At 67.4% G+C, this 25282-nt stretch carries 25 protein-coding genes; 13 read left to right on the forward strand and 12 right to left on the reverse strand.

The annotated features are described in order from the left end of the window. Positions 1-167: 167 nt before the first annotated feature. The 5 genes from A7V84_RS10385 to A7V84_RS10405 form a co-directional block, all read right to left on the reverse strand. Complete coding sequence (locus A7V84_RS10385) at positions 168-932, reverse strand: hypothetical protein (RefSeq protein WP_063491867.1); 765 nt, start codon at positions 930-932, stop codon at positions 168-170. Between the two features lie 17 nt (positions 933-949). Continuing rightward, positions 950-1717 (reverse strand): hypothetical protein, encoded by a 768-nt coding sequence (locus A7V84_RS10390; RefSeq protein ID WP_063491868.1) that lies wholly within the window; start codon positions 1715-1717, stop codon positions 950-952. A gap of 22 nt (positions 1718-1739) precedes the next feature. Continuing rightward, positions 1740-2213 carry a hypothetical protein gene (locus A7V84_RS10395; RefSeq protein WP_063491869.1) on the reverse strand — a complete coding sequence of 158 codons (474 nt, stop codon included), beginning with the start codon at positions 2211-2213 and terminating at the stop codon, positions 1740-1742. A gap of 86 nt (positions 2214-2299) precedes the next feature. Continuing rightward, complete coding sequence (locus A7V84_RS10400) at positions 2300-2506, reverse strand: hypothetical protein (protein WP_063491870.1); 207 nt, start codon at positions 2504-2506, stop codon at positions 2300-2302. A gap of 204 nt (positions 2507-2710) precedes the next feature. Beyond that, on the reverse strand, positions 2711-4018 hold the full coding sequence (locus A7V84_RS10405; RefSeq protein WP_063491871.1) for a D-serine ammonia-lyase: 1308 nt from the start codon (positions 4016-4018) through the stop codon (positions 2711-2713). Positions 4019-4122: 104 nt separating this feature from the next. Here A7V84_RS10405 and A7V84_RS10410 point away from each other — a divergent pair, with 104 nt between their 5' ends. Then, positions 4123-5043 (forward strand): LysR family transcriptional regulator, encoded by a 921-nt coding sequence (locus A7V84_RS10410; protein ID WP_063491872.1) that lies wholly within the window; start codon positions 4123-4125, stop codon positions 5041-5043. Between the two features lie 13 nt (positions 5044-5056). Here the strand turns inward: A7V84_RS10410 and A7V84_RS10415 are convergent, their stop codons facing one another. Further along, positions 5057-5872, reverse strand: a complete 816-nt coding sequence (locus A7V84_RS10415; protein ID WP_231940178.1) for an AraC family transcriptional regulator — start codon at positions 5870-5872, stop codon at positions 5057-5059. 263 nt (positions 5873-6135) lie between these two features. Here A7V84_RS10415 and A7V84_RS10420 point away from each other — a divergent pair, with 263 nt between their 5' ends. The 3 genes from A7V84_RS10420 to A7V84_RS10430 are packed head-to-tail and all read left to right on the forward strand — an operon-like array spanning position 6136 to position 10188. Beyond that, complete coding sequence (locus A7V84_RS10420) at positions 6136-7587, forward strand: efflux transporter outer membrane subunit (protein WP_025512926.1); 1452 nt, start codon at positions 6136-6138, stop codon at positions 7585-7587. Continuing rightward, entirely contained in the window at positions 7584-9107 is a 1524-nt protein-coding gene (locus A7V84_RS10425; protein ID WP_063491874.1) for an MFS transporter, read from the forward strand. Before A7V84_RS10420 ends, A7V84_RS10425 begins: the two co-directional genes overlap by 4 nt. 4 nt (positions 9108-9111) lie before the next feature. Then, the gene (locus tag A7V84_RS10430) at positions 9112-10188 is read left to right on the forward strand and encodes an HlyD family secretion protein (RefSeq protein WP_063491875.1); all 1077 of its coding nucleotides are present in this window, start codon (positions 9112-9114) and stop codon (positions 10186-10188) included. On the opposite strand, the gene A7V84_RS10435 is transcribed toward A7V84_RS10430, so the two are convergent. Then, positions 10160-11053, reverse strand: a complete 894-nt coding sequence (locus A7V84_RS10435; RefSeq protein WP_025512923.1) for a LysR family transcriptional regulator — start codon at positions 11051-11053, stop codon at positions 10160-10162. The genes A7V84_RS10430 and A7V84_RS10435 overlap by 29 nt on opposite strands. 128 nt (positions 11054-11181) lie before the next feature. On the opposite strand from A7V84_RS10435, the gene A7V84_RS10440 reads away from it, so the two are divergent. From A7V84_RS10440 to A7V84_RS10470, 7 genes are all read left to right on the forward strand, one after another. Continuing rightward, on the forward strand, positions 11182-12177 hold the full coding sequence (locus A7V84_RS10440; protein WP_033535442.1) for a Bug family tripartite tricarboxylate transporter substrate binding protein: 996 nt from the start codon (positions 11182-11184) through the stop codon (positions 12175-12177). 74 nt (positions 12178-12251) lie between these two features. Beyond that, positions 12252-13466, forward strand: a complete 1215-nt coding sequence (locus A7V84_RS10445; protein WP_082832969.1) for an amidase — start codon at positions 12252-12254, stop codon at positions 13464-13466. A 113-nt stretch (positions 13467-13579) separates the two neighbouring features. After that, positions 13580-14497, forward strand: coding sequence for a LysR substrate-binding domain-containing protein (locus A7V84_RS10450; protein ID WP_025512920.1), 918 nt, complete (start codon positions 13580-13582; stop codon positions 14495-14497). Between the two features lie 268 nt (positions 14498-14765). After that, on the forward strand, positions 14766-15965 hold the full coding sequence (locus A7V84_RS10455; RefSeq protein ID WP_033535441.1) for an aminotransferase-like domain-containing protein: 1200 nt from the start codon (positions 14766-14768) through the stop codon (positions 15963-15965). 66 nt (positions 15966-16031) lie between these two features. Continuing rightward, on the forward strand, positions 16032-17576 hold the full coding sequence (locus tag A7V84_RS10460; RefSeq protein WP_025512918.1) for an acetolactate synthase large subunit: 1545 nt from the start codon (positions 16032-16034) through the stop codon (positions 17574-17576). Positions 17577-17594: 18 nt separating this feature from the next. Beyond that, a complete protein-coding gene (locus A7V84_RS10465) occupies positions 17595-19034 on the forward strand; it encodes an NAD-dependent succinate-semialdehyde dehydrogenase (RefSeq protein WP_063491877.1) in 1440 nt (479 codons plus the stop codon). Positions 19035-19286: 252 nt separating this feature from the next. After that, positions 19287-20267: a Bug family tripartite tricarboxylate transporter substrate binding protein gene (locus A7V84_RS10470; RefSeq protein WP_025512916.1), complete on the forward strand. Its 981-nt coding sequence runs from the start codon at positions 19287-19289 to the stop codon at positions 20265-20267. A gap of 108 nt (positions 20268-20375) precedes the next feature. On the opposite strand, the gene A7V84_RS10475 is transcribed toward A7V84_RS10470, so the two are convergent. From A7V84_RS10475 to A7V84_RS10485, 3 genes are read right to left on the reverse strand one after another with little or no spacing between them, the layout of a single operon-like run. Then, positions 20376-20564: a YgaP family membrane protein gene (locus tag A7V84_RS10475; RefSeq protein ID WP_025512915.1), complete on the reverse strand. Its 189-nt coding sequence runs from the start codon at positions 20562-20564 to the stop codon at positions 20376-20378. Further along, the gene (locus A7V84_RS10480; protein WP_033535440.1) at positions 20561-21118 is read right to left on the reverse strand and encodes a rhodanese family protein; all 558 of its coding nucleotides are present in this window, start codon (positions 21116-21118) and stop codon (positions 20561-20563) included. Before A7V84_RS10480 ends, A7V84_RS10475 begins: the two co-directional genes overlap by 4 nt. 9 nt (positions 21119-21127) lie before the next feature. Continuing rightward, positions 21128-21445, reverse strand: coding sequence for an ArsR/SmtB family transcription factor (locus A7V84_RS10485; RefSeq protein ID WP_025512913.1), 318 nt, complete (start codon positions 21443-21445; stop codon positions 21128-21130). 101 nt (positions 21446-21546) lie between these two features. Here A7V84_RS10485 and A7V84_RS10490 point away from each other — a divergent pair, with 101 nt between their 5' ends. Beyond that, positions 21547-21921 (forward strand): DsrE family protein, encoded by a 375-nt coding sequence (locus A7V84_RS10490; RefSeq protein ID WP_033535439.1) that lies wholly within the window; start codon positions 21547-21549, stop codon positions 21919-21921. On the opposite strand, the gene A7V84_RS10495 is transcribed toward A7V84_RS10490, so the two are convergent. Beyond that, positions 21918-22445, reverse strand: coding sequence for a cysteine dioxygenase family protein (locus A7V84_RS10495; RefSeq protein ID WP_025512911.1), 528 nt, complete (start codon positions 22443-22445; stop codon positions 21918-21920). The genes A7V84_RS10490 and A7V84_RS10495 overlap by 4 nt on opposite strands. Positions 22446-22673: 228 nt before the next feature. Further along, positions 22674-22820 (reverse strand): hypothetical protein, encoded by a 147-nt coding sequence (locus A7V84_RS21465; RefSeq protein WP_156508017.1) that lies wholly within the window; start codon positions 22818-22820, stop codon positions 22674-22676. 142 nt (positions 22821-22962) lie between these two features. On the opposite strand from A7V84_RS21465, the gene A7V84_RS10500 reads away from it, so the two are divergent. Then, complete coding sequence (locus A7V84_RS10500) at positions 22963-25281, forward strand: molybdopterin guanine dinucleotide-containing S/N-oxide reductase (protein ID WP_063491878.1); 2319 nt, start codon at positions 22963-22965, stop codon at positions 25279-25281. The last annotated feature ends 1 nt before the right edge of the window (position 25282 follow it).

Consider the following 25282-nt stretch of genomic DNA (forward strand, 5'->3'; position numbering starts at 1 on the left):
GTCCATCAAAAAAGCCACGAGATATCTCGTGGCCGGCAGGTGGCGTCAAAGACGCCGGTCAGCACGAAACCTCTCAACCGTGAAGGCGAGAGGGGCGTCGCAGTGCGAAGGAGCAAGGCCGCGTGCTGATCATGGCTTGGAGCATACACCGTGGGGCGGTGCTGAGGTCAAGCCCGGGGCATCAGCGCAGGCTCATCGACGTGTAGCGGTAGCGGACCTGCCGCTCGGCGGTCTTGCTGCGCAGGGTCACGCCCACGCCATAGTCCAGCAGCACGGCCACCTCGGCTTCGAGGTGTACAACGCCGGCGTTGTTGCGGCTGCGGCAGGTCAGCACGATCATCTCGCCGGACCGCCGCCGATGCGGGCGCGGCCAGGCCCGAGCGGCATTCGATGGCGATCTGATTGCTGCTGGCCAGGGGGCTGCGGTAGCCCAGTTTGTAGGTATACCCGTAAGTCGCGTTGCGTTTCAGGGGAAGCAGGCTGTCCCAGCGCGTGATATCGCTCGCATAGCGGGTGGCCGGCGCGTGCGCACCGGACAGGCCTGCGTCCTGATAGGCCAGCGGCACCAGGCCGTGGTAGGTGTACTCAAACAGATACGAGATCGGGATGCCGTTGGAGTCGATCCGTTTGACCGAACGCAGCATGCCGCTGTCGTCGTCATTGAACAGTTGCAGCTCCAGGCTGAGCTCGTGCCCGGGCGTCGGTTTGGCGGGTTCGGCCACGCCCTTGAGCGTCAATTGCCTGAAACCCATCGCTACGGTGCCCACGCCGGGCAGGGCGGGCCCGGCCTGGAAGGGAATGTTCGCGCGCGAGAAGTTGCCGGCCGAGTAGGCGCCGGGATCCTTGGCGATGGACTTGACCGGGACAGGATTGGCGCAGCCTGCCAGCGCCAGCGCGGCGGCGAGAAGTGCGGATGTGCAGAGAGGAGACATGGCGACCAAGGCTGGGCTTATTGCTGTTCGAGACTGTGGTAGAAAAAGTCGATCTGCTTCGAGGGCAGGCGAAGTTGGCGCAGCACGGCCAGCCCTTGCTGTTCCAGCCAGAGATAGCTCGCTTCCCGGCTCTTGACGCCGTTGTCATTGGTGTAGCTGCACGCCATCGGGAAAGCCCGGCCCGTTGCGGCGGGAATGGTTTCGCTTGCCGCCTGCGCGGCGAGTACCTTGCAATCGATCTGCATCTCGTAGGTCACGTCCAACGGCGAACGGGAGCCCAGGCGCATGACATAGCGATAGCGTTGCCCTTCGCGAACGCCGTCCAGGGGGTCCCACTGGCTGGCAGACAGTACATACTGGATCGGGATGGCCTGGCGTTGGGCCACGCTGCCGGTCTGGAATGCCAGATTCACCAGGCCATGCGACTGCAGCGCATAGCCGGCGGTGGCCGGCAGCCCGTTGATATCGTGGCGCTCTATCATGCGCACGTTGCCGCCGTCGCCGTCCCGGATGTAGGTGGTCTCGAAGCGGCTCAGGTCGGGCGCGTCCTTGTTGCCACTGCGAACCGAACGCATCTCGCCGGTGAGGGTGAGGCGCTCGAAAGGCAGGGCGTTGCGCCCCGCTGGCGTCAGGGCGGCGGCAGGGGGCATCACGGCCTGCTGGGAGAAGCGTTGGCGCGAATAGGCTTCGCCGTCGTTGAACAGCGGGCCCAGGTCTACCGGGCCGGCGCAGCCGGCCAGTCCGGCCAGGGCGAGGGCGGCGAGCGTGCGTTGCAGTGCTTGCATGTTCCGGATCTCCGGGGGACGGCTACCGGACCTGCACGCGGGTGTAGCGCGTCTGGGTGATGCCGTTGGCACGGGTGACCCGGGTCTGCAGCGCGACGCCGTAGTCGCTCAGCCAGGCGTAGCCGACTTCGCGGCCCGTCACGTTGTTGCTGTTCTGATCCACGCAGACGAGGGGGATCGACTGGCCGGTCAATTGCGGCGCGACGGTCGAGGCAGCCACGGCCGAGCCGGCCGTGCAGCTGCGTCGCCACCCGGCGCCATAGTCCAGGGGATCGCGCGTGGCGTTACGGGTCTCGAAGACGTAGACCTGCCCTTCTTCAACGGTTTTGAGCGATTGCCAGGCCTTGGCGCCATGCAGGTAGTAAGCCGGGTTGGTCATCGTGAGCGCAGGGTCGGCGTCTTGCGAAGCCAGTCCGATCAGGCCGTGATACGTGGCAGTAAACGACTGCGCGACCAGCAGGCCGTTGCTTTCGCTTTTGGCAATGCCGCGCAGCATGCCGTCGTTCTGGTCGTTGATCAGGATTTGTTCGTATTGCAGAGTCAGGCCGGGCAGGCGCGAAGCGCTGATTTCGCCTTGGGCGATCAGCTGCCCGCCGCGGGCAGCGGCTCGCTGCCCGCGGCGGGCAGCAGCGCCTGGGCGGCCCTGGGCAGGGCGGCGCGCGAGAAGTTCTGTGCCGAATACCCGGCCGGGTCGGTGGTCATCGGCTTGACCTCCATATTGCCCATGCAGCCTGTCAGCAAGAGGCTGGCCGAGATCCCGATCCAACGCGACGGGGGGCGAGAGAGCATGACGTATCCTGATTCATGTAAGTGTTTGTAAATGGCTGCTGATTCTATTCCTCCTGTGCCGAAGGCGTGGGTTTTTTTAAGAGCGGCGGCCTTGTTGCCTGGGCACGACGAAAACGGCGCAGCCGGGGGTGCCAATGAAAAAGCCACGCGCGAACGCGTGGCCTGGCATCGGGCCGCTTGCTGCGGCGGGAGGGGATACCGGCGTCAGTCGCCCTGGCAGCGCGTCAGCCATCGGGCGTATTCGCTTTCCGGCACGCGGGCGCCGCCAGTGCTCCAGATCACGTGGGTGGCCTGGTCCATGTGCGGGGCGAGGCCCTGTTCGTCGAGATAGCGCCGGCCGGCCTCGTTGTCGCGCAGCCACAGCGGGCCGCGCACGCCGGCTGCCGCCGACGGCTCGACGCGGATCTGCTCATGCCGGTGCAGGCCGCAGAGGTCCTCGAACAGGGTGTCGTCCTTCACGGTGAACACGCCCGAGAGCATGGGCAGCATGAGGGGGGCGACCAGCGGCGAGGCCTGGGCCACGGCCAGGCCGTCGGCTTCGGTCTGGTTGCTCAGGCCATAGTCGTAGACCGACACGGGGGCTGCGCCCTCGCCACGCATCAGTTGCACCAGCATGCTGGGCGCGGCGACCGGCTCGGCGAAAAAGCAGTGCACATGCTCGCCGAACAGCTGGGTCAGTCCGAAGGTGATGCCGCCCGGCGCGCCGCCCACGCCGCAAGGCAGATAGACGAAGAGCGGGTGGGTGGCATCGACCGGGCGGCCGGCATCGGCAAGCTGTTGTTGCAGCTCGATCGCCGCGACGGCATAACCGTAGAAAAGCGCTGCCGAGTGTTCGTCGTCGACGAAATAGCTGTCCGGGTCGCCTTCGGCCACGCGCCGACCGGCCTGCACGGCGCTGGCGTAGTCGCCGCTGTGTTCGATGACTTCGACGCCCGCATCGCGCAGACGGGTCTTTTTCCATTCCTTGGCGTCGGCCGACATATGGACGATGGCGCGAAAACCCAGGCCGCGCGCAATCAGGCCGATGCTCATGCCCAGGTTGCCGGTGCTGCCGACCACCACGGTATGGCGCGCAAACAGTTTTTGCGCCTCGGGGCTGAGCAGGCGCAGCCGGTCGTCGTCGGGCCCGAGCAGGCCGGCCTGCGCGGCGAGGTCCTCGGCCAGGGAAAGCACTTCGTGAAAGCCGCCGCGCGCCTTGATGGAGCCGGCCACCGGCAGTGCATCGTCGCGCTTGAGCATCCACAGGCCCTGGCTTGCCCCCAGGCTTGCCTGCAAGGCCGGGATGGGCTGCAGGGGGGAGCGGACATGGCCTTGGGCAGCTTGCAATTCGGGGAAGACATGGGCCATCAGCGGCGCGCAGCGTTCCAGGCGGGCCCGCGCCTGGGCGAAGGCCACCGGCAGGCTGGTTGCCGGCGCGTTGCGCAGGCGTTGCGGGTTGATCCACAGCAGCGGTCGGGCGTCGCGCAATGCATCCTGGGTAGGAAGGGGCGCGCGGAGGGAAACATCGGGCATGGCAGCAGGGCGGTGATCAGGCAAAGTGGGACATCCATTGTCTGGGCAACCCGGGTTGCGCACCAGCGATAATTGCTATCGGTACTGTGAGGAAAACTATAGGCATGTCGTTGAATGCGTCGTTATTGGGCGCGCTGCGCTGTTTCGAGGTTGCCGCCCGGCACTGCAATTTCACCCGGGCGGCAGCCGAGCTGAACCTGACGCCGGGCGCGGTCAGTCAGCAGATCCGGCAACTGGAGCAGCGTCTGGGGCAACCGTTGTTCCGGCGACTGCCGCGCGGCCTGGCCCTGACCGATGCCGCCCTGGACCTGTATCAGGCGTGCCAGGAGGCGTTCGGCCGCCTGGAGCAGGCCTGCCAGCGCCTGGGCCAGGGCCGCCCGCCCCTGACGCTGAGCTGTACGCCCACCTTTGCCATGATGTGGCTGATGCCGCGGATGCAGGCTTTTCATGCCCTGCATCCGGGGATTGAGATCCGCATGGTGGCGGAGTTTCACGACGTGGGCATGGCGGCGCTGCGCAGCCGCGGCATCGATCTGGCGATCCGCTACAAACCCTTGCAGATGGAGGCCGGCGAACGCCTGCTGATGCACGAATGGCTGTTGCCGGTGGGCGCGCCGGGCGGCAACTGGGAGGAGGCGCCGCGCCTGTACGACTCCAGTGCCTGGGCCGGTGCGGCCCGGGATGAAGAGTGGCGCGCCTGGTTGCGCGCCAGTGGTCAGGTATCGCTGGCGCACGGCGGTGAACAGGAGTTCAGCCTGTTCATGCTGGCCAGCAGCGCCGCGCAGCGTGGCCAGGGCGTGGCCATGGGGCGGCTGGCCATGGTGCTGGACGGCTTGCAGCGAGGCGAACTGGCAGCGGCCAGCCCGCTGGCGCTGCCGTCGCCGGCGGGCTACTGCCTGCTGGCTCCCGAGGGCGGGGACGCACGGGTCGCGGCCCTGACGAGCTGGTTGCTGCAGGCCGGTACGGCCTGCGACGAAGCCTGTCGCGCCGCGCTGGCCGCCGGCAGCCCGGCCCGCACACCCTGAGCCGGGCGGCGTTTCAGGCGGCCTGCGGGCGTTGTGCCAGGAAACGCATCGGCGGCTGGCCCATGGCCTTCTTGAACATGGTCACGAAGGCGCTGGCGCTGTCGTAGCCCAGGTCGAAGGCCACGGTCTGCACGGTCTGGCCGGCGGTCAGGCGTTGCAGGCTGGCGATGATGTGCCACTGGCGGCGCCAGCGGCCCAGGCTCATGCCAGTCTGTTGCCGGAACTGGCGGCTCAGGTTGCGTTCGCTCATGCCGATGCGCGGGGCCCATTGCGCCAGCGTCAGAGGCTGGGCGGGGTCGTCGATGATGGCCTGGGTGAGCCTGCGCAGCCGGTCGTCGGCCGGCCAGGGCAGGTGCAGCGCTTCCTGGGGCGCGGCGGCCAGCTCATCGAGCAGTACCGCCATCAGACGCCCGGCCGGCCCGTGGTGCGCATAGAGTTTGGGCAGGCGGGCGGACTGCTCGATCAGGGCGCGCAGCAGTGGCGAGACAGCCAGACTGGTGCAGCCTTGCGGCAGCCCGTCGACGGTGTCCGGCTCGATGAACAGAACATAACCCTGGACGGTGTCGCTGGCGCCGGCGCGATGGCGCATGCCGCCCGGTATCCAGATGGCGCAGCCGGCCGGCACCAGCCACATGCCTGCCTCGGTTTCACAGGTGATCACGCCGCTCAGGGTGTACAGGACCTGCGCCTTGTGGTGGCGGTGCGGCGGGGCTTCTTCGCCTCCGGTCACCATGGCAATGCCGGTGGCGACGACCGGGCGGTCGATGTGATGCAGATCGGAGCGGTCGGGGGCGTGGAAAGACATGGCGCAGGGCAGAGAGTGAGCCAACCTACCTTACTCCATGATCCTCGTGACCGCATTCTTCGCCAGGGCCAATCGATTGCTTGTGCCGGACGGCCAGGCATGGCCGGATTGAGCAATCGAATGGCCCCTGGTTGGCGTGACGGCAAGGCGGGCCGGCTAGAGAATGACCGTGTCGTCGCGCTGCTCCGGCATGGCGACACGGCGGCGCGGGCCGGGTGAGGCCGGCGCCGGGTTTATAGGTGTCGTGCCGCTGTGACGGCGGCGCGCCGTTCTCCGACTCTGGAATCATGATTCGCTGTTTTTCCACCGGGCTGCTTGCGGCCCTGCTGGGCCTGGCCGGTTGCGCCGTCGGGCCGGATTTCGCGGCCCCGCAGACCGCATTGCCGAGCCAGGACTTCGCGCCGCGTGACGGGCGGGATCTGGCGGCCAGCCTTTCGCCCGAGCCGCCGCCGGCGGCGTGGTGGGATCTCTTGGGCGACCCCTTGCTGACCGCCTTGCAGCAGGAGGCGGTCGGCGGCAACCTGGACTTGCGCGTGGCCGCCAGCCGCCTGGCTCAGAGCCGCGCCCAGTTGCGGATCGCCGGGGCGGCGCAGTGGCCGGCGCTGTCGGCCAGCGCTGGCTATGCCCGCGAGGGCGAAAGCGCCAACGGCAAGATGGCCGCCTTGGGCGCGCCCAGCCATTCGCAGAATTACTGGCAGGCCGGCGTCGATGCCCGCTGGGAAATCGACCTGTGGGGCCATGCGGCGCGCCTGCGCGAGCAGGCTGGCGCCGAGTTCCAGGCCAGCGTGGCCGAAGCGCGCGGCCTGCAGGTGATGGTGGCGGCCGAGATCGCGCGCCAGTATGTGCTGCTGCGCGGCATGCAACGCCAGATCGACATCGCGGTTCGCAACGAGGCCATCGCCAGCCAGGTGCTGCGGCTGGCGCACAGCCGCGAGCGCTTTGGCACGGGTACGCGCTACGACACGGCCGCTGCCAGCGCGCAATGGGCCAGCGTGAAGGCCTTGCGGCCGGATCTGGAGCGTCGGCGCGATCTCCATCTCAATGCCCTGGCGCGCCTGCTGGGCCTGGCGCCGCGTGCGCTCGATGCCCGGCTGGGGCCGCCGCGCGCGCTGCCGCGCCCATTGCAGCAGGTGCCGGTGGGCGTACCGTCGGAGCTGGCCCGGCGCCGCCCGGATATCCAGCAGGCGCAGGCGCGGCTGCATGCCGCCACGGCCGCCGTTGGCGTGGCGCAGGCCGATTTCTATCCGCGCCTGACCCTGGGCGGGAGCCTGGGCAGCGCCGCCTTCCAGAGCGGCGATATCGCTCACTGGGCCTCGCGCCAGTTTTCTTTCGGGCCGGCGCTGTACCTGCCCATATTCGAAGGCGGCCGCCTGCGCGGCACGCTGGCGCTGACGCAGGCGCGCGAGCAGGAAGCGGCCATCGTGTTTCAGCAGACCGTGCTGCAAGCCTGGCATGAGGTCGATGACGCGCTCAACGCCTGGGCGGCGCAGCAGCGTGGCGAACAGGCGCTGACCCAGGCCGAGGCCGACAGCCGGCGCGCCCTGCATGCGGCCCGGCGGGCCTATGAGCAGGGCCAGGCCGACTATCTGCGGGTGCTGATGGCCCAGCGCCAGCAGCTCGACAGCGAATTGGCGCTGGCGCGCAGCGCGGTGGCCGGCAGCCTGTCGGTGGTGACTTTGTACAAGGCCCTGGGCGGCGGCTGGCAGGAGAGCGCCCCGCTGCCGGAGGCGGGGGCATGAGCGCAGCGGCTCGCGGCGAGCGCCAGGCCCGCCACTTCATCGCCCTGGCGGGCATCTTCGTGGCGGCCATGACCGCCGGGCTGAACAACCGGGTCGGCGCCATCGCCCTGGCCGACATCAGGGGCTCGCTCGGCCAGGGGCTGGATGCCGCGTCCTGGCTGAGCACGGTCTACACGGCCGGTGAGCTGATGGCGATGCCGTTTGCTTCCTGGTTCGCGATCACCCTGGGCCTGCGCCGCTTTCACGTCGGGATGGTGGCGCTGTGCGCCTTGCTGGCGCTGGCGCTGCCCTTTGTCGGCAATCTGCAGTTGCTGCTGGTGTTGCGCGGCCTGCAGGGACTGGCAGGCGGCGCGCTGATCCCGGTGCTGATGATGGCGGCCTTGAAATTCCTGCCGCCGCCCATCCGCCTGCATGGGCTGGCGCTCTATGCCATGACGGCCACCTTCGCGCCCAATATGGCGATCTGGATGGCGGGCCTGTGGAGCGACTCGCTGGGCGATCTGCGCTGGGTCTATTGGCAGGCGATTCCGCTGTTCGCGCTGGCCGCGGGGCTGGTGAGCTGGGGCCTGCCGAAAGCGCCGTCGCAGGCCGAGCGTTTCGCGCTGGCCAACTGGCCCGGCATGGCGCTAGGCCTGGTCGGGCTGGGAGCGCTGGCGGTGGGCCTGGACCAGGGCGTGCGGCTGGACTGGCTGGCTTCGCCGCTGATCCGCAGCGCGCTGTTGCTGGGTGGCGTGCTGACGGCGGCCTATCTGGTGAGCGAATGGCGTCATCCGGATCCCTTCATCAAGCTGCGCCTGCTCGGGCGGCGCAACCTGGGGCTGGGTTTTTCGGTGTTCGTGCTGCTGCTGATCGTGATGCTGTCGGGCGGTTCGGTGCCATCGGCCTATCTGGCCAAGGTGTGGGGTTATCGCGCGCCGCAAAGCGCGCCCATCGGCCTGATGATCGCGCTGCCGCAGCTGCTGCTGGGGCCATGCGTGGCAGCCCTGCTGTACCGCCGCTGGATCGATGCGCGCAAGGTGTTCGCCACCGGCCTGGCGCTGATCGGCCTGTCCTGCCTGATGGGTGCGCAGCTCACCGCGCAATGGCATGGCCCGTCTTTCATGCTGGTGCAGGCCATGCAGGCCCTGGGCCAGCCGATGGCGGTGGTGTCGCTGCTGTTTCTGGCCACCAGCGTGGTGCAGCCGCCGGAAGGGCCTTACGTGTCCGGCACCATCAATGCCTTGCGTGTCTTCGGCACGCTGGTGGGCGGCGCGGCCATCGGCCAGCTGAGCGTGGTGCGCGAGCGCATCCATGCCGATCAGCTGCTGGACCATGGCGGCCTGCTGCAGGACGGCTGGAGCAGTCTGGCCACGCCCGGCCGGCTGGTGGCCGCCCTGCACGAGCAGGCCTTTGTGCTGGCGACCGCCGACGTCTACCGCGCGCTGGGCGTGCTGGCGCTGCTGCTCATCCCCCTGGTGCTTTGCCTGCAGTACATCCCGGCGCCTGTGCCGGCTCCTTCTTCGCAACCGTCTCACGGATAAACCGATGTCTTTGCTTCGTTCACGCAAGACCGCCATGGTCGTCTTGCTGCTGGCTGCCCTGGCGGCCGCTCTTTTGTATGTCAACCGTCCGGAAAGCGCGGCCCGTTCGCAGGCCACCGACAACGCCTATGTGCGGGCCGACTTCACCCTGGTCGCGCCGCAGGTCGCCGGGCGTCTGGAACAAGTGCTGATCGAGGATGGCCAGGAGGTCGTCGCAGGCCAGCTGCTGGCCACCATCGACGCGCGGGATTTCGTCATCGCGGTGGATGATGCACAGGCGCGGGTGCAGGGGGCCCAGGCTTCGATCGCCCGCCTGAAGGCGCAGATCGCGCGCCAGGACAGCGAGATCGTCCAGGCGGCAGCCGCCGTCAAGGCGGCGCGTGCCGCCCTGACCCTGGCCGAGGCGGACCGGGTCCGCTACCGCAACCTGGCCGCCGATGGCTCGGGAACGCGCCAGGCGCTGCAGCAGGCCCAGGCCGACGCCATCGCGCGCAGCGCCGGACTCGAGCAGGCGCAGGCCGCGCACACGGCAGCGCTGCATCAGCGCGATATTCTGCTGGCCGAACAACAGCAGGCCCGGGCCGCGCTGGCGCAGCGCCGGGCACAGCGGGATGCGGCCCGGCAGAACCTGGCTTACACCCGCATCGTCGCGCCGGTGGCGGGCACCATCGGGCGGCGTTCGCTGCGCGAGGGGGCCTATGTGACCGTCGGCCAGCCCTTGACGGCCATCGTGCCGTTGCAGCAGGTGTATATCGTGGCTAATTACCGCGAAACCCAATTGGCGCATGTACGCCCCGGCCAACCGGTGGAAATCGAGGTCGATGCCTTGCCGGGCGTGACCCTGAACGGCGAGGTCGACAGTCTGGCGCCGGCCAGCACAGCCAGCTACGAGCCCCTCGGCCCGCTCAATGCCAGCGGCAACTTCACCAAAGTCGTGCAGCGCCTGCCGGTGCGTATCCGTCTGTTGCCCGGGCAGCCCGAAGCCGAACGCCTGCGGGTCGGCATGTCGGTGCGTCCGCGCATCGATTCGCATGCCTCATCGCAGGCAAGCGTCAGCCTTGCGGACGGCCCGTCTCTTTGAGTACGTCCAGAAAGCGGTCCACGGCTGGATTGGTCGGGCCGGGGCTGCGCGCGGCCAGCAGTTCGGCGCGCAGGGCGCCAGGCCCGCGCAGGCCGACATAGGCCAGTTTGTCTGCCCGCAGGCGCGCCAGTGCCGCCGGCACCAGGGCCAGGCCGAAACCCGCTTCCACAAAGGTCAGAACCGTCGGGATCATGCTCTCGACCGTGATGCGGGCGGGTTTGCCGGCCTGGGCCAGCATCAGCTGCAGCACCTGGCTGAAGTAGCGTGAAGTCTGGCGCGCATAGCCGACCATATCGTGTTCGATCACCTGCGCCAGCGTGAGCCAGCGGCGCTGCGCCAAGGGATGGTCCTTGCGCATCGCCACCACCATGGGTTCCTCGTAGACCCGCAGCGGAGCCAGATCCGGGTCGGCGAAAGGCGGGCGCAGCACGGCCAGGTCGAGCTGGCCCTGGTGCAGCGCCTCGGGCATCTGGCTGGAGTTCATTTCCCGCAGGTCCAGACGCACGGTCGGATAGCGCTGGCGAAAGCGGTACAGCACGTCGGGCAGGTTGGAGTAGGCCGCGCTGGGCGTCAGGCCCAGGGTCAGGCGGCCGGATTCGCCCTTGGCCACCTGTTGCACGGCATGGATCATGGCGTCGGCTTCCTGCGAGAGGTGGCGCAGCCGTCGCTGCAGCTCGGCGCCCGCCGTGGTCAGCTTCACCGAGCGGGTGGAGCGCTCTAGCAGTTGCACGCCCAGGGTCTGCTCCAGCTTGCGTATGGTCTTGCTCAAGGGGGGCTGACTGAGGTGCAGCCGTTGTGCGGCACGGCCGAAGTGCAGTTCTTCGGCCACCACGGAAAAGGCTTGCAGCAGGCGGCTGTCGATCATGATTGTTTCTCTGAAAGAATCAATAGTGGTTTTATTGAGCATTAGACAGCATAAAAACCGGATCCTAGAATTTCCTCGCATATCGACCCGTGGTTTTCATTTTCCAAATTCGAGCAAGAGGTAGGTCCATGAGGGCATCGCCGGTTTTCAAGAAATGTCTGTTGGCCGTGGCCAGCACCCTGGCGCTGGCTGCGGCCGTGCCCGCAAAGGCTCAGGACAGCTATCCGTCCAAGCCCATCACGTTCATCGTGCCCTACGCGGCCGGCGGCAGTTCCGATACGCGCGCCCGCCAGGTTGCCCAGCAGCTGGGCAACCGCCTGAACGTGCCGGTGGTGGTGGAAAACAAACCCGGCGCCAGCGGCAACATCGGCACGGCGCAACTGGCGCGTGCCAAGCCCGATGGGTACACCATCGGCCTGGGCAATTTCGCGCCGTTGTCGGTGAACAAGTCGCTGTATGGCAAGAACCTCGGTTTCGATCCGGCCAAGGTGGCGCCCATCGTGCTGATCGAGCGTGGGGCGCTGGTGCTGGGCGTGAACGCGCAGGCTCCCTACCAGAGCGCCAGCGAACTGATCGCCGATGGCCGGGCCAATCCCGAGAAACTGAACTTCGCCTCCACCGGCGCGGGCAGCGCATCGCAACTGGTGAGCGAGGCCCTGAAGCAGAGCACTGGCATGGGCGCCACGCACGTGCCCTATCGGGGGGGCGCGCCGGCGGCCAATGACCTGATGGCGGGCAATCTGGATTTCTATCTCGAACTGGCCAGTCTGTTCATTCCCTATGCGCAGGGCGACGAGCCGCGCCTGCGGCTGCTGGCCGTCACCGGCGACAAGCGCCTGCCGGCGTTGCCGCAGGTGCCGACTTTCAGTGAGCTGGGCATCAAGGACATGGTGGCCTCGAACTGGTTCGGCGTAGTGGCCCCGGCCGGCACGCCCGAGGACATCATCGAACGCCTGAACAAGGAAATCAACGCCGTGCTGCAGGATCCCGAATACCGCAAGATCGTGGACATGCAGGGCGCCGAAGTCGCTGGCGGCACGCCCCAGGAGTTTCAGGCTTTCATCGACAGCGAGGCCCAGCGCTGGGGCAAGCTGATCGAGGCCAACAATATTTCTATCCATTAATCGTCGCCGCTGTGGCTCCGCGTGGGCGCATGTCCGCGCGGGGCCGTTTTTTCGTTGTATCGGCTTCATCAGGCATGGCGCACTCTTTCTATACGGATTCCCTTTCTCCTCAGACCCGCGTGCAGGCGGCCTTGCAGGCCATCGCCCAGCGCGATCCGGTCATCGAGGCTTTCTGCTGGCGACAGACGCCGGCCGACCCTTTGCCGGCGCCTGCCGCCGGCCCCTTGCAGGGGCTGGCCTTCGGAGTCAAGGATGTGATCGACGTGGCAGGCATGCCGACCCGCTATGGCAGCGCGGCGGGCGAGCCCGAGCCGCGCGCCTTCGACGCGGCCTGCGTGGCGCAGTTGCGCGCCGCCGGCGCGCAGCCGGTGGGCAAAACGGTGACCGCCGAGTTTGCCTTCACCACGCCTGGACCGACCCGCAACCCGCGCAACCCGGCCCACACGCCGGGCGGCTCGTCCAGCGGTTCGGCCGCGGCGGTGGCGGCCGGTATGGTCGACATGGCCCTGGGCACGCAGACCGGCGGCTCGATGATCCGGCCGGCGGCATTCTGCGGCGTGGTCGGCTTCAAGCCGACGTTTGGCCGCGTGCATCGCGGCGGCATGCAGGTGCTGTGCGATTCGCTCGATACCATCGGCTGGTTCACGCGCGACACGGCGCAGTCGCGCGCGGTGGCCTGCGTGTTGCTGTCGCAGTCCGCGCCGTTGCAGCCATTCTCGCGCGCGCCTCGCGTGGCGGTGCTGGCCTGTGCCGGGCTGGGCGGGCTGAGCCCGGCGGCCCAGGCCGCCTTCGATGGCGAGATCCGTCGTCTGCAGCAGGCCGGCGCGCAGGTGCGCGCCGTGGCCCTGGATGAAGAGGTGGCCGAACTGACCCGGATTCACGGCCGCGTCATGCGCTACGAAATCGCGCGCGGCCTGCTGCCGGTGCTTCAGCAGCGCGCCGCGCTCATGAGCCCGCCCTCCCGCGAGGTGGTGGCGGCGGGCCTGGCCATCGACCAGCAGGAATATCTGGCGCAGCAGCACCGTCGCGCGGCGCTGGCCAGACGCTGGCAGGATCTGTTCGGCGATGTCGACTTCATCGTCGCGCCCAGCGCCCCGGGCGAAGCGCCGCCAGGCCGTCAGAGCACCGGTTCGTCGGTGTTCAACCGGCTCTGGTCCCTGTTGGGCTGGCCTTGTCTGCACCTGCCGACCGGGCTGGGCGAGGGCGGCCTGCCGGTTGGCGTGCAATGGATCGGCTTGCCCGACGGCGACCTGGCCTTGCTTGAGTGGGCACAGGCTTTGCCGAGGTAGTCGCCTGCGCCTGCCCGATGGCGGCAGGATGGGGGCGGATGCAGGCCGGATGGCAGGGGCTACAGTAGAATGCGCCCCTGAGTCTGGCTTTTTTGCTTGGAGCACGTGAAACCATGCGTCGTATCCGAACGCCCAGTATGGCGGCGCTGAGCGCCTTCGAGGCGGCCGCAAGGCACGAGAGTTTCACGCTGGCCGCGCGCGAGTTGTCGCTGACCGAGAGCGCGGTGTCGCGCCAGATCGGCCTGCTCGAAGAAAGCCTCAACGTTTCCCTGTTCACGCGCGTGAAGCAGCGCGTGGTGCTGACCCGCTCGGGTCGCCTCTACAGCGAACAGGTGCGCGATGCGCTGCGCGCCCTGGAGCGCGACACCATGTCGATCGCCGCGCACGGCAGCGGCAAGGGCAACCTGGAGCTGGCCGTGCTGCCGACCTTCGCGGTCGAATGGCTGATCCCGCGTCTGCCGGCCTTCTATGCGCGCTATCCGGCCATTCGCATCAACATGGGGGTGCGCAGCCATCCCTTTTCCTTCGAAGAAGAGCACTTCGATGCCGCCATTCACCACGGCAAGGCGATCTGGCCGCATTCCTCGCTGGACCTGTTGTTTGGCGAGCGCATGATTGTGGTGGCGCGGCGCGACCTGATCGGCGAGTCGCCGCTGGAGCCGGCCGACCTGCTGCGCTTTCCTCTCTTGTATTCCACCACGCGACCTGAATCGTGGCGCCAGTGGTTCGAGGCGGCCGGCCTGGCCGATGAGCCGCGCGCCGCGCAAAGTGCGGGCTTCGAGCTGCAATCGATGGTGGTGCGGGCGGCCGAATCCGGCCTTGGGGTTGGGCTGGTTCCTGAGTTTTTCGTGCCGCAGGCCGCCTGGAACAATGGCCTGGTGCGGGCTCATCCGCTGTCGCTGCCGGCCGAGGACTCCTATCATCTGGTCATCCCCAATGACATGCGCGACAAATCCCCGGTACAGTGCTTTCGTGACTGGATCATCGACGAAGCCAAGCGTTTCGCCGCCGATCTGAATCTCCCGGCCTGATCCCGCCAGGCCCGCTGATTTTGCCCTATCCCGAATTTTAGGAAAGATATAGGGCATTCCCTTACTTTGAGCGTGTTTCCATGTTGATGACAAAAAGTCATCACGTGGCAATTTTTAATCGCTTTACGACGGCCCGGGTCGGGGCAAGAATACCAAGCTCGCATAACTGGAACCTGTTTGCGCCGGTCCGTGTGTCCTTGCGCTCAGCCTGGGCCGGGCGCCGGCAACGGGTTTCTCACTTCGTCGATCCCTAGCCGGCTACAGGCCCATGTACTCATTCTCCCGCGCCTTCGTCCATCCCCAGAGCTCCCCCATCCGTGATCTGTTCAAGTACCTGAGCGATCCGGAGATGATTTCCTTTGCCGGCGGCTATCCCGATCCGCGCCTGTTCGACGCCGAGGGCCTGCAGCAGGCCAGCGAACGCGCCTTCCAGGACAGCCTGGTGTGCCTGCAGTATGGCAGCACCGAAGGCACGGCCCGGCTGCGCACGCAGATCCAGGCGCTGATGGCCGAACGCGGCGCCCAAGTGGCGCTGGACCAGATTCAGGTGACCACCGGTTCGCAGCAGGCCTTTGACCTGCTGCTGCGTGTCATGCTCGATGACGGCGATCTGGTCTACGCCGAGAGCCCGGCCTACCCGAACAACATCCAGGCCCTGCGTGTGCTGGGTGCGCGCATCGAAGGCGTGCCGGTCGACAGCGACGGCCTGGTGGTCGAGCGCCTGGAAGAAATGCTGCGCGCCGGTGGCCGCCCCAAGCTGGTCTATACGGTGCCGACCTTCGGCAACCCGACGGGCGCGACGCTGTCGCTGGCGCGCCGCCGCCGCCTGCTGGAGCTGGCCGTCGAATTCCGTTTCCTGGTGGTCGAGGATGATCCCTACGGCGACCTGCGTTTTTCCGGCGAGCCCCTGCCGTCGCTGCTGGCCCTGGCGCCGCAGATCGAAGGCGCCAGCCAGTGGCTGGTCCACCTGGCCAGCCTGTCGAAAATCGTCGCCCCTGGCCTGCGCGTGGCCTGGAGCATTGCGCCGGTCGAGATCACCCGCCGTTGCACCATCGCCAAGCAGAGCGCCGACGTGGGCAGCTCCCCCTGGACGCAGTCGATTGCCGCCGAGTACCTGGCCAGCGGACGCCTGCCGGCCCATCTGGCGCGCATCTGTCAGGCCTACGGCGAGAAGTGCGCCGTGATGGCCGACGCCCTGCGCGAGAAGATGGGCGAAGGCATCGAATTCCACGCCCCGCAGGGCGGCATGTTCCTGTGGGCGCGCCTGAAGGACGGCGTGACCTCGGCCGACCTGATCAAGGCCTGCATCGAACGCAAGGTGATGTTCGTGCCCGGCACGGGCTTCCATGTCGGCCAGGCTGACGCCAGCACGCTGCGCCTGTCGTTCACCGCGCCGTCGGCCGACGGCATTCGCGAAGGCATCGACCGCATGGCCCGCGCCTGGCAGGCCGTGCGCGCGTCGGCCTGACATTTCCTTCTCCGGAGCGCGCCGCGAGATGGCGCCTCCGCATCACTATCTATGGGAGATACAAACATGAACGGTGCCAAGAGTCTGGTCAAAACGTTGCTGGCCTCCGGGGTGGATACCTGCTTTGCCAACCCGGGCACGAGCGAAATGCACTTTGTGGCCGCGTTGGACCAGGTCCCCGGCATGAAGTGCGTGCTCGGCCTGCAGGAAAACATCGTCACCGGCATGGCCGACGGCTATTTCCGCATCGCCCGCAAGCCGGCCTGCACGCTGCTGCACTGCGGCCCCGGCCTGGCCAACGGCATGGCCAACCTGCACAATGCGCGCCGCGCGCGCAGCGGCATCGTCAACATCGTGGGCGATCAGGCGATCTACCATCGCCCCTTCGATGCCCCTCTGACCGCCGACACCACCAGCATGGCGCATACCGTGTCGCAATGGGTGCGTTCGAGCAACGCGCCGGCCGAGCTGGGCCGTGATGCGGCCGAGGCCGTGGCTGCCGCCATGCAGTATCCGGGCCAGGTGGCCACGCTGATCCTGCCGGCCGACGTGTCGTGGGGCGAGGGTGGCGTGGTGGGCAATCCGATTGCCGTCTCGCCGCCGCCGTCCATCGATGGCAATGCCATCGAAAGCACGGCGCGCACGCTGCGCAGCCACGGTGCGGACACCCTGATCCTGCTGGCCGGCCCGGCCGTGCTGGCCGAAGGCCAGAAGCTGGCCTGGCGCGTGGCGCAGGCCACCGGCGCGACCGTGATGGCCGACTATGTCACGTCGCACCTGGCGCGTGGCCGTGGCCGCCTGCAACTCGAGCGCGTGCCGTATGGCATGGAAGCCGCCATCAAGACGCTGGAGCGTTTCAAGCACATCATTCTGGTCAACGCCAAGCCGCCGGTGGGCTTTTTCGGCTATCCGGGCATGCCGTCGACGCAGTACTCGCCCGATGCGCAATTGCAGGTGTTGTCGCGCCCCGACCAGGATCCGGTCGAAGCGCTGGCCGCGCTGGCGCAGGTCCTGAACGCCCCGCAGGTCGACATGCCCGACCCCGGTCCGCGTCCGCAGGCCGCCAGCGGCGCACCGTCGCCGGAAGGCCTGGCCCAGACCGTGGCGGCCCTGATGCCGGAGAACTCCATCATTTCGGATGAGAGCGTCTCGTTCGGCCGCGGCTTCTATCGCTTCAGCCATGCCGCGCCGGCCAACGACTGGCTGCACCTGGCCGGCGGCGCCATCGGCGACGGCCTGCCGGTTGCCACCGGCGCGGCCATCGGCGCCAAGCGCGAGCGTCGTGTCATCGGCCTGCAGGCCGACGGCTCGGCCATGTACTCGCTGCAATCGCTGTGGACGCAGGCGCGCGAACAGTTGCCGGTGACCACCATCATCCTGAACAACAGCAAGTACAACATCCTGATCGGCGAGTACAAGAACGTCGGCGCCACGCCGGGCGAAACCGCCATGAGCATGCTTGATCTGGGCAATCCTTCGCTGAACTGGGTCGGTCTGGCAAACGCCATGGGCGTGGAAGCAGCCCGCGCCACCACGATGGAAGAGTGCGCCGATCTGATGACGAGCAGCTTCGGCAAGACCGCGCCCTTCGTGATCGAACTGATGATCTAAACGCGGCAGGAGAACAACATGACTTACCCCGATACCCGGCTGTTCATCGACGGCCAGTGGTGCGACGCCGCCGATGGCCAGACGCTGCCCGTGGTCAACCCGGCCACCGGTGCGGAGATCGGACGCGTGGCCCGCGCCGGCAAGGCCGACCTCGAGCGCGCCGCACAGGCCGCGCAGAAGGGCTTTGAAGCCTGGCGCGCCATGACGCCGGCCGCGCGCGCCAAGATCATGCGCCGGGCCGCCGCTCTGCTGGGCGAGCGTGCCGATCGCATCGCCAGCATCATGACGCAGGAACAGGGCAAGCCCCTGGCCGAATCGCGCGGCGAAGTGCTGGCTGCCGTGGACATCATCGAATGGTTCGCCGATGAAGGCATGCGTGTCTATGGCCGTCTGGTGCCCTCGCGCAATGACCTGTCGATCCGCCAGATGGTGATCAAGGATCCGGTCGGCCCGGTGGCCGCCTTCACGCCCTGGAACTTCCCCATCAACCAGCTGGTACGCAAGCTGGGCGCGGCCCTGGCCGCCGGCTGCTCGGTGCTGGCCAAGGCGGCCGAGGAAACGCCCGCCGCGCCTGCCGCGCTGGTGCGGGTGTTCGAGGAGGCCGGCGTGCCGGCCGGCGTCGTCGGCCTCGTGTATGGGGATCCGGCCGAGATCTCCAGCTACCTGATTCCGCATCCGGTGATCCGCAAGGTCACCTTCACGGGATCCACGCCGGTGGGCAAGCAGCTGGCCGCGCTGGCCAGCGCCCACATGAAGCGCGTGACCATGGAGCTGGGCGGCCATGCGCCGGTGATCGTCTGCGAAGATGCCGACGTCGAGCTGGCCGTGCGTTCGGCTGGCGCGGCCAAGTTCCGCAACGCGGGCCAGGTGTGCATCTCGCCCACCCGGTTCCTGGTGCACGAGAGTGTGGCGACCCGGTTCGCCGAAGCCATGGCCGCGCATGCGGCCGGGCTGCGCGTGGGTGACGGTCTGCAACCGACGACCCAGATGGGGCCGCTGGCCAACAGCCGCCGTCTGAGCGCCATGCAGGATCTGGTGCAGGATGCCCAGGCCAAGGGCGCTGCCCTCATGACGGGCGGCAAGCAGATGGGCGAGGCAGGCAACTTCTGGGCGCCGACCGTGCTGGCCGATGTGCCGCTGGATGCCAAGGTGTTCAACGATGAGCCCTTCGGCCCGGTGGCCGCGATCCGTCCGTTCTCGCGCCTGGAAGACGCCATTGCCGAAGCCAACCGCCTGCCGTTCGGTCTGGCCGGTTATGGATTCACCAGTTCGCTGAAGAACGCCGATCTGCTGGCCCGCCACGTGGAAGTCGGCATGATGTGGATCAACATGCCGGCCATCACGAGCGCAGAGCTGCCCTTCGGCGGCCTGAAAGACTCCGGCTATGGTTCGGAAGGAGGGCCGGAGGCCCTTGAGGCCTACCTGAATGTGCGCACGGTGGCGGTGATGAATCGCTGAGCGCGTGCAAGGTCAAGGTGTGGCCCTGACGCCGCCGCCGGTTCTCCGGCGGCGGCGTTGTGTTCGACAGCGCGGACAGTCCGTCGTTGTATACACGCCTGAATGCAAAAACGTAGTATCTCTGTATCCATTGCGCCGCCGTACCGCTTGCCCCACCCGGGCTTTCGCGTTGCGTTTGCGTTATGTCTCTGAGACGGCCGGTCCTGGATGACCCCGCTCAGAAATTCTCATGCCCTACTGGAGACAAGCACAATGAAAAACTTCTCGATCCGCAAGCTGCTCAGCGTGGCTGTGCTGGGTGGTCTGGCGTTCAGCGCCCAGGCTGACAGCTACCCTTCGCGTCCGATCACGCTGATCGTGCCCTATCCGGCCGGCGGCACCACCGATCTGGCAGCGCGCACCATTGCCCAGGGCATGGCGCCTTTCCTGAAGCAGTCGATCGTGGTCGACAACCGCGCCGGCGCGGGCGGCAACATCGGCATGGGCGTGCTCAAGCGCGCCGCACCGGATGGTTACACCATCGCCATGGGCACCATCGGCACGCAAACCATCAACCAGTTCATCTATCCGGACATGCCCTTTGATCCGGCCAAGGACTTCACCCCGCTGTCGATGGTGTTCACCGCACCCAACGTGATCGCCGTGGCTGCCGATTCCGACATGAAATCCATGCAGGATCTCTACGCCAAGGCGCGCGCCAACAAGGACAAGCCCCTGACCTATGCCTCGCCCGGCATCGGGTCGTCGGTGCATCTGACCGGCGCCTACCTGGAGCAGGCTGCCGGCATCGACATGCTGCACGTACCGTTCAAGGGCGTGTCGGCCTCCATGCCCGCGCTCATCGGCGGTCAGGTCGATATCCTGCTGGACAACGTGCCCAGCGCCCTGGCTCACCTGAAGGACGGTTCGCGCGTGCGCGCCCTGGCCGTCACCTCGGCCGAGCGTCAGCCGTCGCTGCCTGATGTGCCCACCGTGGCCGAAAGCGGCCTGAAGGACTTCGACGTGACGGCCTGGTTTGCGTTGTACGGCCCGGCCGGCATGACGCCCGAGGTGCAGCAGACCCTGATCGACGCCGCCCAGAAGGCCCTGGCCACGCCGGCGGTGCAGCAGCAACTGGCCTCCCTCGGGGCGACGGGTGGCAAGATCTCGGGCAAGGAGCTGGCCGAGTTCGAAACCGCTGAACGCGCCCGCTGGAGCAAGTTGATCACCGAACAGAAGATCAAGCCCGAATAAAGCCTGCGCCTTGCGCGCAAGCCAGCAAGGAAAACGCCGGCATCATGCCGGCGTTTTCTTTGCATCGCCGCGGCGCCGCATTGGCGGCACGCGGCGTGCGCTGCCGGCCTATTGCCGGCTGCAGCTGCGTACGCCCAGCAGTGTATAGAGCGGGCAAAAGCGGAACAGCCCGCTGGCCAGGGGCAGCACGCCTATCCATCCCCAGGGGCCGATGACCTGTCCCAGAACCAGCCCGATCAGCAGGGCGCCGATCAGGATGCGCAGCAGGCGGTCGAGTCCGCCGACGTTGGCTTTCATGGCAATGCTCCTTGAGAAGGCCGTGAAGAGACGGCCATGGACTTGCGGTTCCACGGCATCTTCAACAGCAGACGCGCCAGGCCGCAAAAGCCGGTCAACCCGGCAAAGACGAAGCCCGCGCCGAAAAAGGCCGGCACGGCCAGCAACCAGGGCGAAACCGTCACGCCCAACAAGGTGCCGAGGAGGATGAGTGCGCCGGCCGCTATCTGCACCTGGCGTTGCAATTCCAGGGGTTGGCGGGCGTCGCGCGCCACCGGCAGGCCGGCGCGTTTCCAGGCGTCCAGGCCGCCTTCGAGCACATAGGCTTCGCAGGCTGAGCGCTCGGCCAGCTGCTGGCGGCTGAGGTGGCTGCGGTTGCCGGAGCGGCAGTGATAGATCAGCACGCGGGCGTCTCTTGCGGCCGGGTGGGTCGGGTCGACCTGGGCCAGCGGCACGTGGCGTGAGCCGGGGATGTGTTCGCGCGCATATTCGTCGGCATCGCGGATGTCGATCAGGATGGCGCCGCGGGCCAGCAGGGCCTGCGCATCCAGGGGGGAAAGCGAAGAAAGCGGCATGAGGCGTCCTCAGGGGCAGAACAGGGTTTTGAGCGTGCCGATCAGGCGGGCCACGTCGGGATTGTCGATGCGGTAGTACAGGGTCTGGGCGTCGCGCCGATAGGTCACCAGACCTTCCTCGCGCATGCGGGCCAGGTGTTGCGAGAGGGCCGACTGGCTCAGGGGCAGGTAGTCGCGCAGCGCGCCGACCGGCAGCTCTTCGTGTTCGATCAGCAGGCACAGCACGATGAGGCGGTGCTCGTTGCCGACCGCACGCAACAGCGCCGCGGCCTTGGCGGCGCCGGCCTGCATGAGCTGCATGGCGTCGGAGGGGCCGTCCTGGGTCATATTGACGTTTTCATTAATTTAGACGATTCTAATTTAGCATTTGCTAATTTAATGTCAAGTGACCGGCCATCTGGCGGTCCGCATTCTCACGGGAGTTCGTCATGTTGCAGACATCCGGTTTCGTCGCCACCCTGTTCCACGGCCCGGCCCAGCCCGACAAGGTCACAGTGGCATTGACCATGGCCCTGGCCGCGCGCCGCAAGGGGCACGACAGTTGTCTGATCCTGATGGCGGACGGGGTGACGCTGGGCGTGCCAGGGGCTGCCGACGGCGTGGATATCGGTCAGCCTTTCGAGCCGGCCGCCGCGCTGCTGCGCGAGTATCTGGAGCTGGGAGGGAGGGTGGCCGTGTGCAAATCCTGCATGCTGCATCACGGCCTGAACGCGGCACAGATGGACAGCCGCTACGCAATCATCGGCGCGCCCGATGTGATCGATCTGTTGATGGGCGCGCGCGGCACCTTGCAGCTGGCCTAGGCGGCCTGAACCAGCAGGTTGACGTGGGTGGCGATGCGATCGCGCTCCACGCCATAGACGTGCAGTGACACGGCCACCGTCTCGCTTTCATTGCCCAGACGATGAATGGCGGTCAGGCCGGCGGGAGCGCTGACCACATCGCCGCTGCGCCGCTGCACGGCGCCGCGGGGTTCAGCCAGGCCGTCCGCATCGTTCCAGTGGTAGTGATGTTCGGTCAGGGTGCCCTGCAGCACCTTGTAGGTGCACCAGGTCTTGTGGCCGTGCACCGGGCTGTGCTGACCCGGGTGCCAAACCAGCAGCATGGCGGAGTAGCTGCCATGCTCGTCGGCGCAGACCAGATGGCGCGTGTAGCTGGCGCTGCGTGTGGTGAGCGCCTCGGGCGGCACCAGCGCGAGCAGGGCATCGGCATCGTTCATGAGCGCCGACAGCCCATCCAGCAGGGCCATCTGCTTGGCCTGCATCAATTGCGAGACGTTGGCGGAAAAGCGGCGCACCGGGGTGCTGTGATCAATAGGGGCGAGCATACGTATCCGTCGACGAAGAAAATCAACGGTCAGGATACGGTCTTATGCTTAGAAGTTATTTGCATATGCCGCCGCCAAATGTGGCCTTGCAGGAAATATTTTTCACTTCCGGGCCGCCGGGCGCCTGATACCGGGCGGCCCGGCACGAGTCTGCGGCCGGCTGCGCTCCCCCGGCGCAGGTCGGGGTAGTCCGCGAACGCGGCGGGGAGGCGGTCATGGCGGGCGTCCTTACGCAAGCGTGCTGCGAAGAGAAGAGGATGCTGCGACTTCGGCGAATTCTGGGAAGAAGCCATCATTGGAGATAAAAGTTCTATCAACTGGAACTCCATTGAGGGACGGCCTGATGCTTCCAGGCAGGCTGATGGCGTTTTTCATATTTCCATATTCTGGAATTTGTATTCCTGTTTGCGGAAAATTTGAGCTGCCTGGATCAGCCTGGTTAGCATGAGGCCTGATTGCCCGGGCGCCGGCCGCGGGCCTTGCATGATCTGCCTTGCGATCTCGAGAGTCCGTTGCCATGAAGACCTATACCTCGGCCCACTGGGGAGTCTATGAAGTCCACTACCAGAAGGGGGAGGTCAGCCATCTGGCGCCGATTCCGGAAGATGAGTCGCCGTCGCCCATCGGGCTGTCGATGCTCGATGCCTGCCGCGATGCGGGGGTGCGGGTGGCTCGTCCCAGTGTGCGCGAGAGCTGGCTGCGGCATGGGCCCGGTGCGCATCCGGAGCGGCGCGGGCGCGAAGGCTTCGTGGAGGTGCCGTGGGACGAGGCGCTGGACATGGTGGCCGCGGAGCTGGACCGGGTGCGCAAGGCGCACGGCAATGCGTCGATCTTCGGTGGCTGCTATGGCTGGTCCAGCGCCGGGCGTTTTCATCATGCCCAGAGCCAGGCGCACCGCTTTCTGAACGCCATCGGCGGCTATGTCTCCCATCGCGACTCCTACAGCCTGGGGGCGGCGCGGGTGCTGATGCCCCATGTGGTGGCGCCGATGGAAACCCTGATGGCCAGCCATACTTCCTGGGATGTGCTGCGCGAGCATACCGAGCTGTTCGTCACTTTCGGCGGCGTGCCCGAGAAAAACGCCCAGATCAGTGCTGGCGGCCCCTCGCCGCACCGCATTCCCGGCGGGCTGCGCCGCATGGCGCAGGCCGGCACGCGTTTCGTGAACATCAGCCCCCTGCGCGATGACCTGGCGACCGGCGCGGGCTTCGAGTGGTGGGCCATCGTGCCCAACAGCGACACCGCGCTGTTGCTGGCGCTGGCCCATACCCTGTATGCCGAAGGCCTGCATGACGAGGCCTTCCTGCAACGTTACTGCGTGGGTTTCGAGGTCTTCGCCGCCTATCTGCGCGGCGAAGAGGACGGTCAGCCCAAGAGCGCCGAGTGGGCCGCGCCGCTGACCGGCATCGAGGCTGCGCGCATCCGCGCGCTGGCACGTGAGATGGCTGGCAGCCGCTGCATGATCAATGCGGCCTGGGGGCTGCAACGTGCCGAGCATGGTGAGCAGCCTTACTGGCTGGTGGTGACCGTGGCGGCCATGCTGGGGCAGATCGGCCTGCCGGGCGGGGGCTTCGGCGTGGGTTACGGCTCGGTCAACATGATGGGCAGCACGGTGCCCAAGTTTTCGGGGCCGACACTCTCGCAGGGCCGCAACGCGGTGCGTGACTTCATTCCGGTGGCGCGCCTGTCGGACATGCTGCTGTCGCCGGGCCAGCCTTTTCAGTACAACGGCGTGACCTATCAGTATCCGGACATCCGCCTGGTCTATTGGGCGGGCGGCAATCCCTTTCACCACCATCAGGATCTCAACCGCCTGGAGCTGGCCTGGCAGCGGCCCGAAACCATCGTCGTCCACGAGCCATTCTGGACCTCGACCGCGCGGCGCGCCGATATCGTGCTGCCGGCCACCACCACGCTGGAGCGTGATGACATCGGGTATTCCAACCGCGAGCGTTTCCTGGTGGCCATGAAGCGGGTGATGCCGCCCTACGGCGAATCACGCGATGACTACGCGATCTTCACCGAGCTGGCGCGGCGCCTGGACGCCGAGGAGCTCTTCACCGAATCGCGCGACACCATGCAATGGCTGCGCGCCCTGTACGCCGACTGCCAGCCCAGCGCGGCGGGCGCCGGCGTGACCCTGCCGGACTTCGATCGCTTCTGGGAGCAGGGGCGCATCGATCTGCTGCCCGAGCCGGAACGCGCACCCGGGGTCATCCTGCTGGAGAGTTTTCGCCAGGATCCCGAGGCCCATGCCCTCACTACGCCATCGGGCCGTATCGAGATCCACAGCGAGCGCATCGCCGGATTCGGGATCGCCGACTGCGCCGGCCATCCGCGCTGGTATGAGCCCAGCGAGTGGTTGCGCGGCGGGCAGGGCGAGGACGGCCTGCTGCACCTCATCTCCGACCAGCCGCAGACCCGGCTGCACAGTCAGCTGGACAATAGCGCCTACAGCCGCGGCATGAAAATCGGCCTGCGAGAGCCGGTCCGCCTGCACCCCGAGGACGCGGCCGAGCGTGGCATTGCCGAGGGCGACATCGTGCGCCTGTGGAATGCGCGCGGCGCCTGCCTGGCGGCGGCGGTGCTGTCCGATGGGGTACGCCGCGGCGTGGTGGCGCTGTCCACGGGCGCCTGGTTCGACCCGGTGGTCGCTCCTGACGGGTCGTCGCTGGACAGCCATGGCAATCCCAACGTGCTGACCCAGGATGTGCCGTCTTCTGGGCTGAGCCAGGGGTGCGCAGCCCATTCCTGCCTGGTCCGGCTGGAGCGCTACACCCAGGCTCTGCCGCCGGTCACCGTGTTCGAGCCGCCGGCGCTGCGCAGCGTAGCCTGAG

It is taken from the genome of Bordetella trematum, from assembly GCF_900078335.1.
Lineage (GTDB): Bacteria > Pseudomonadota > Gammaproteobacteria > Burkholderiales > Burkholderiaceae_B > Bordetella > Bordetella trematum.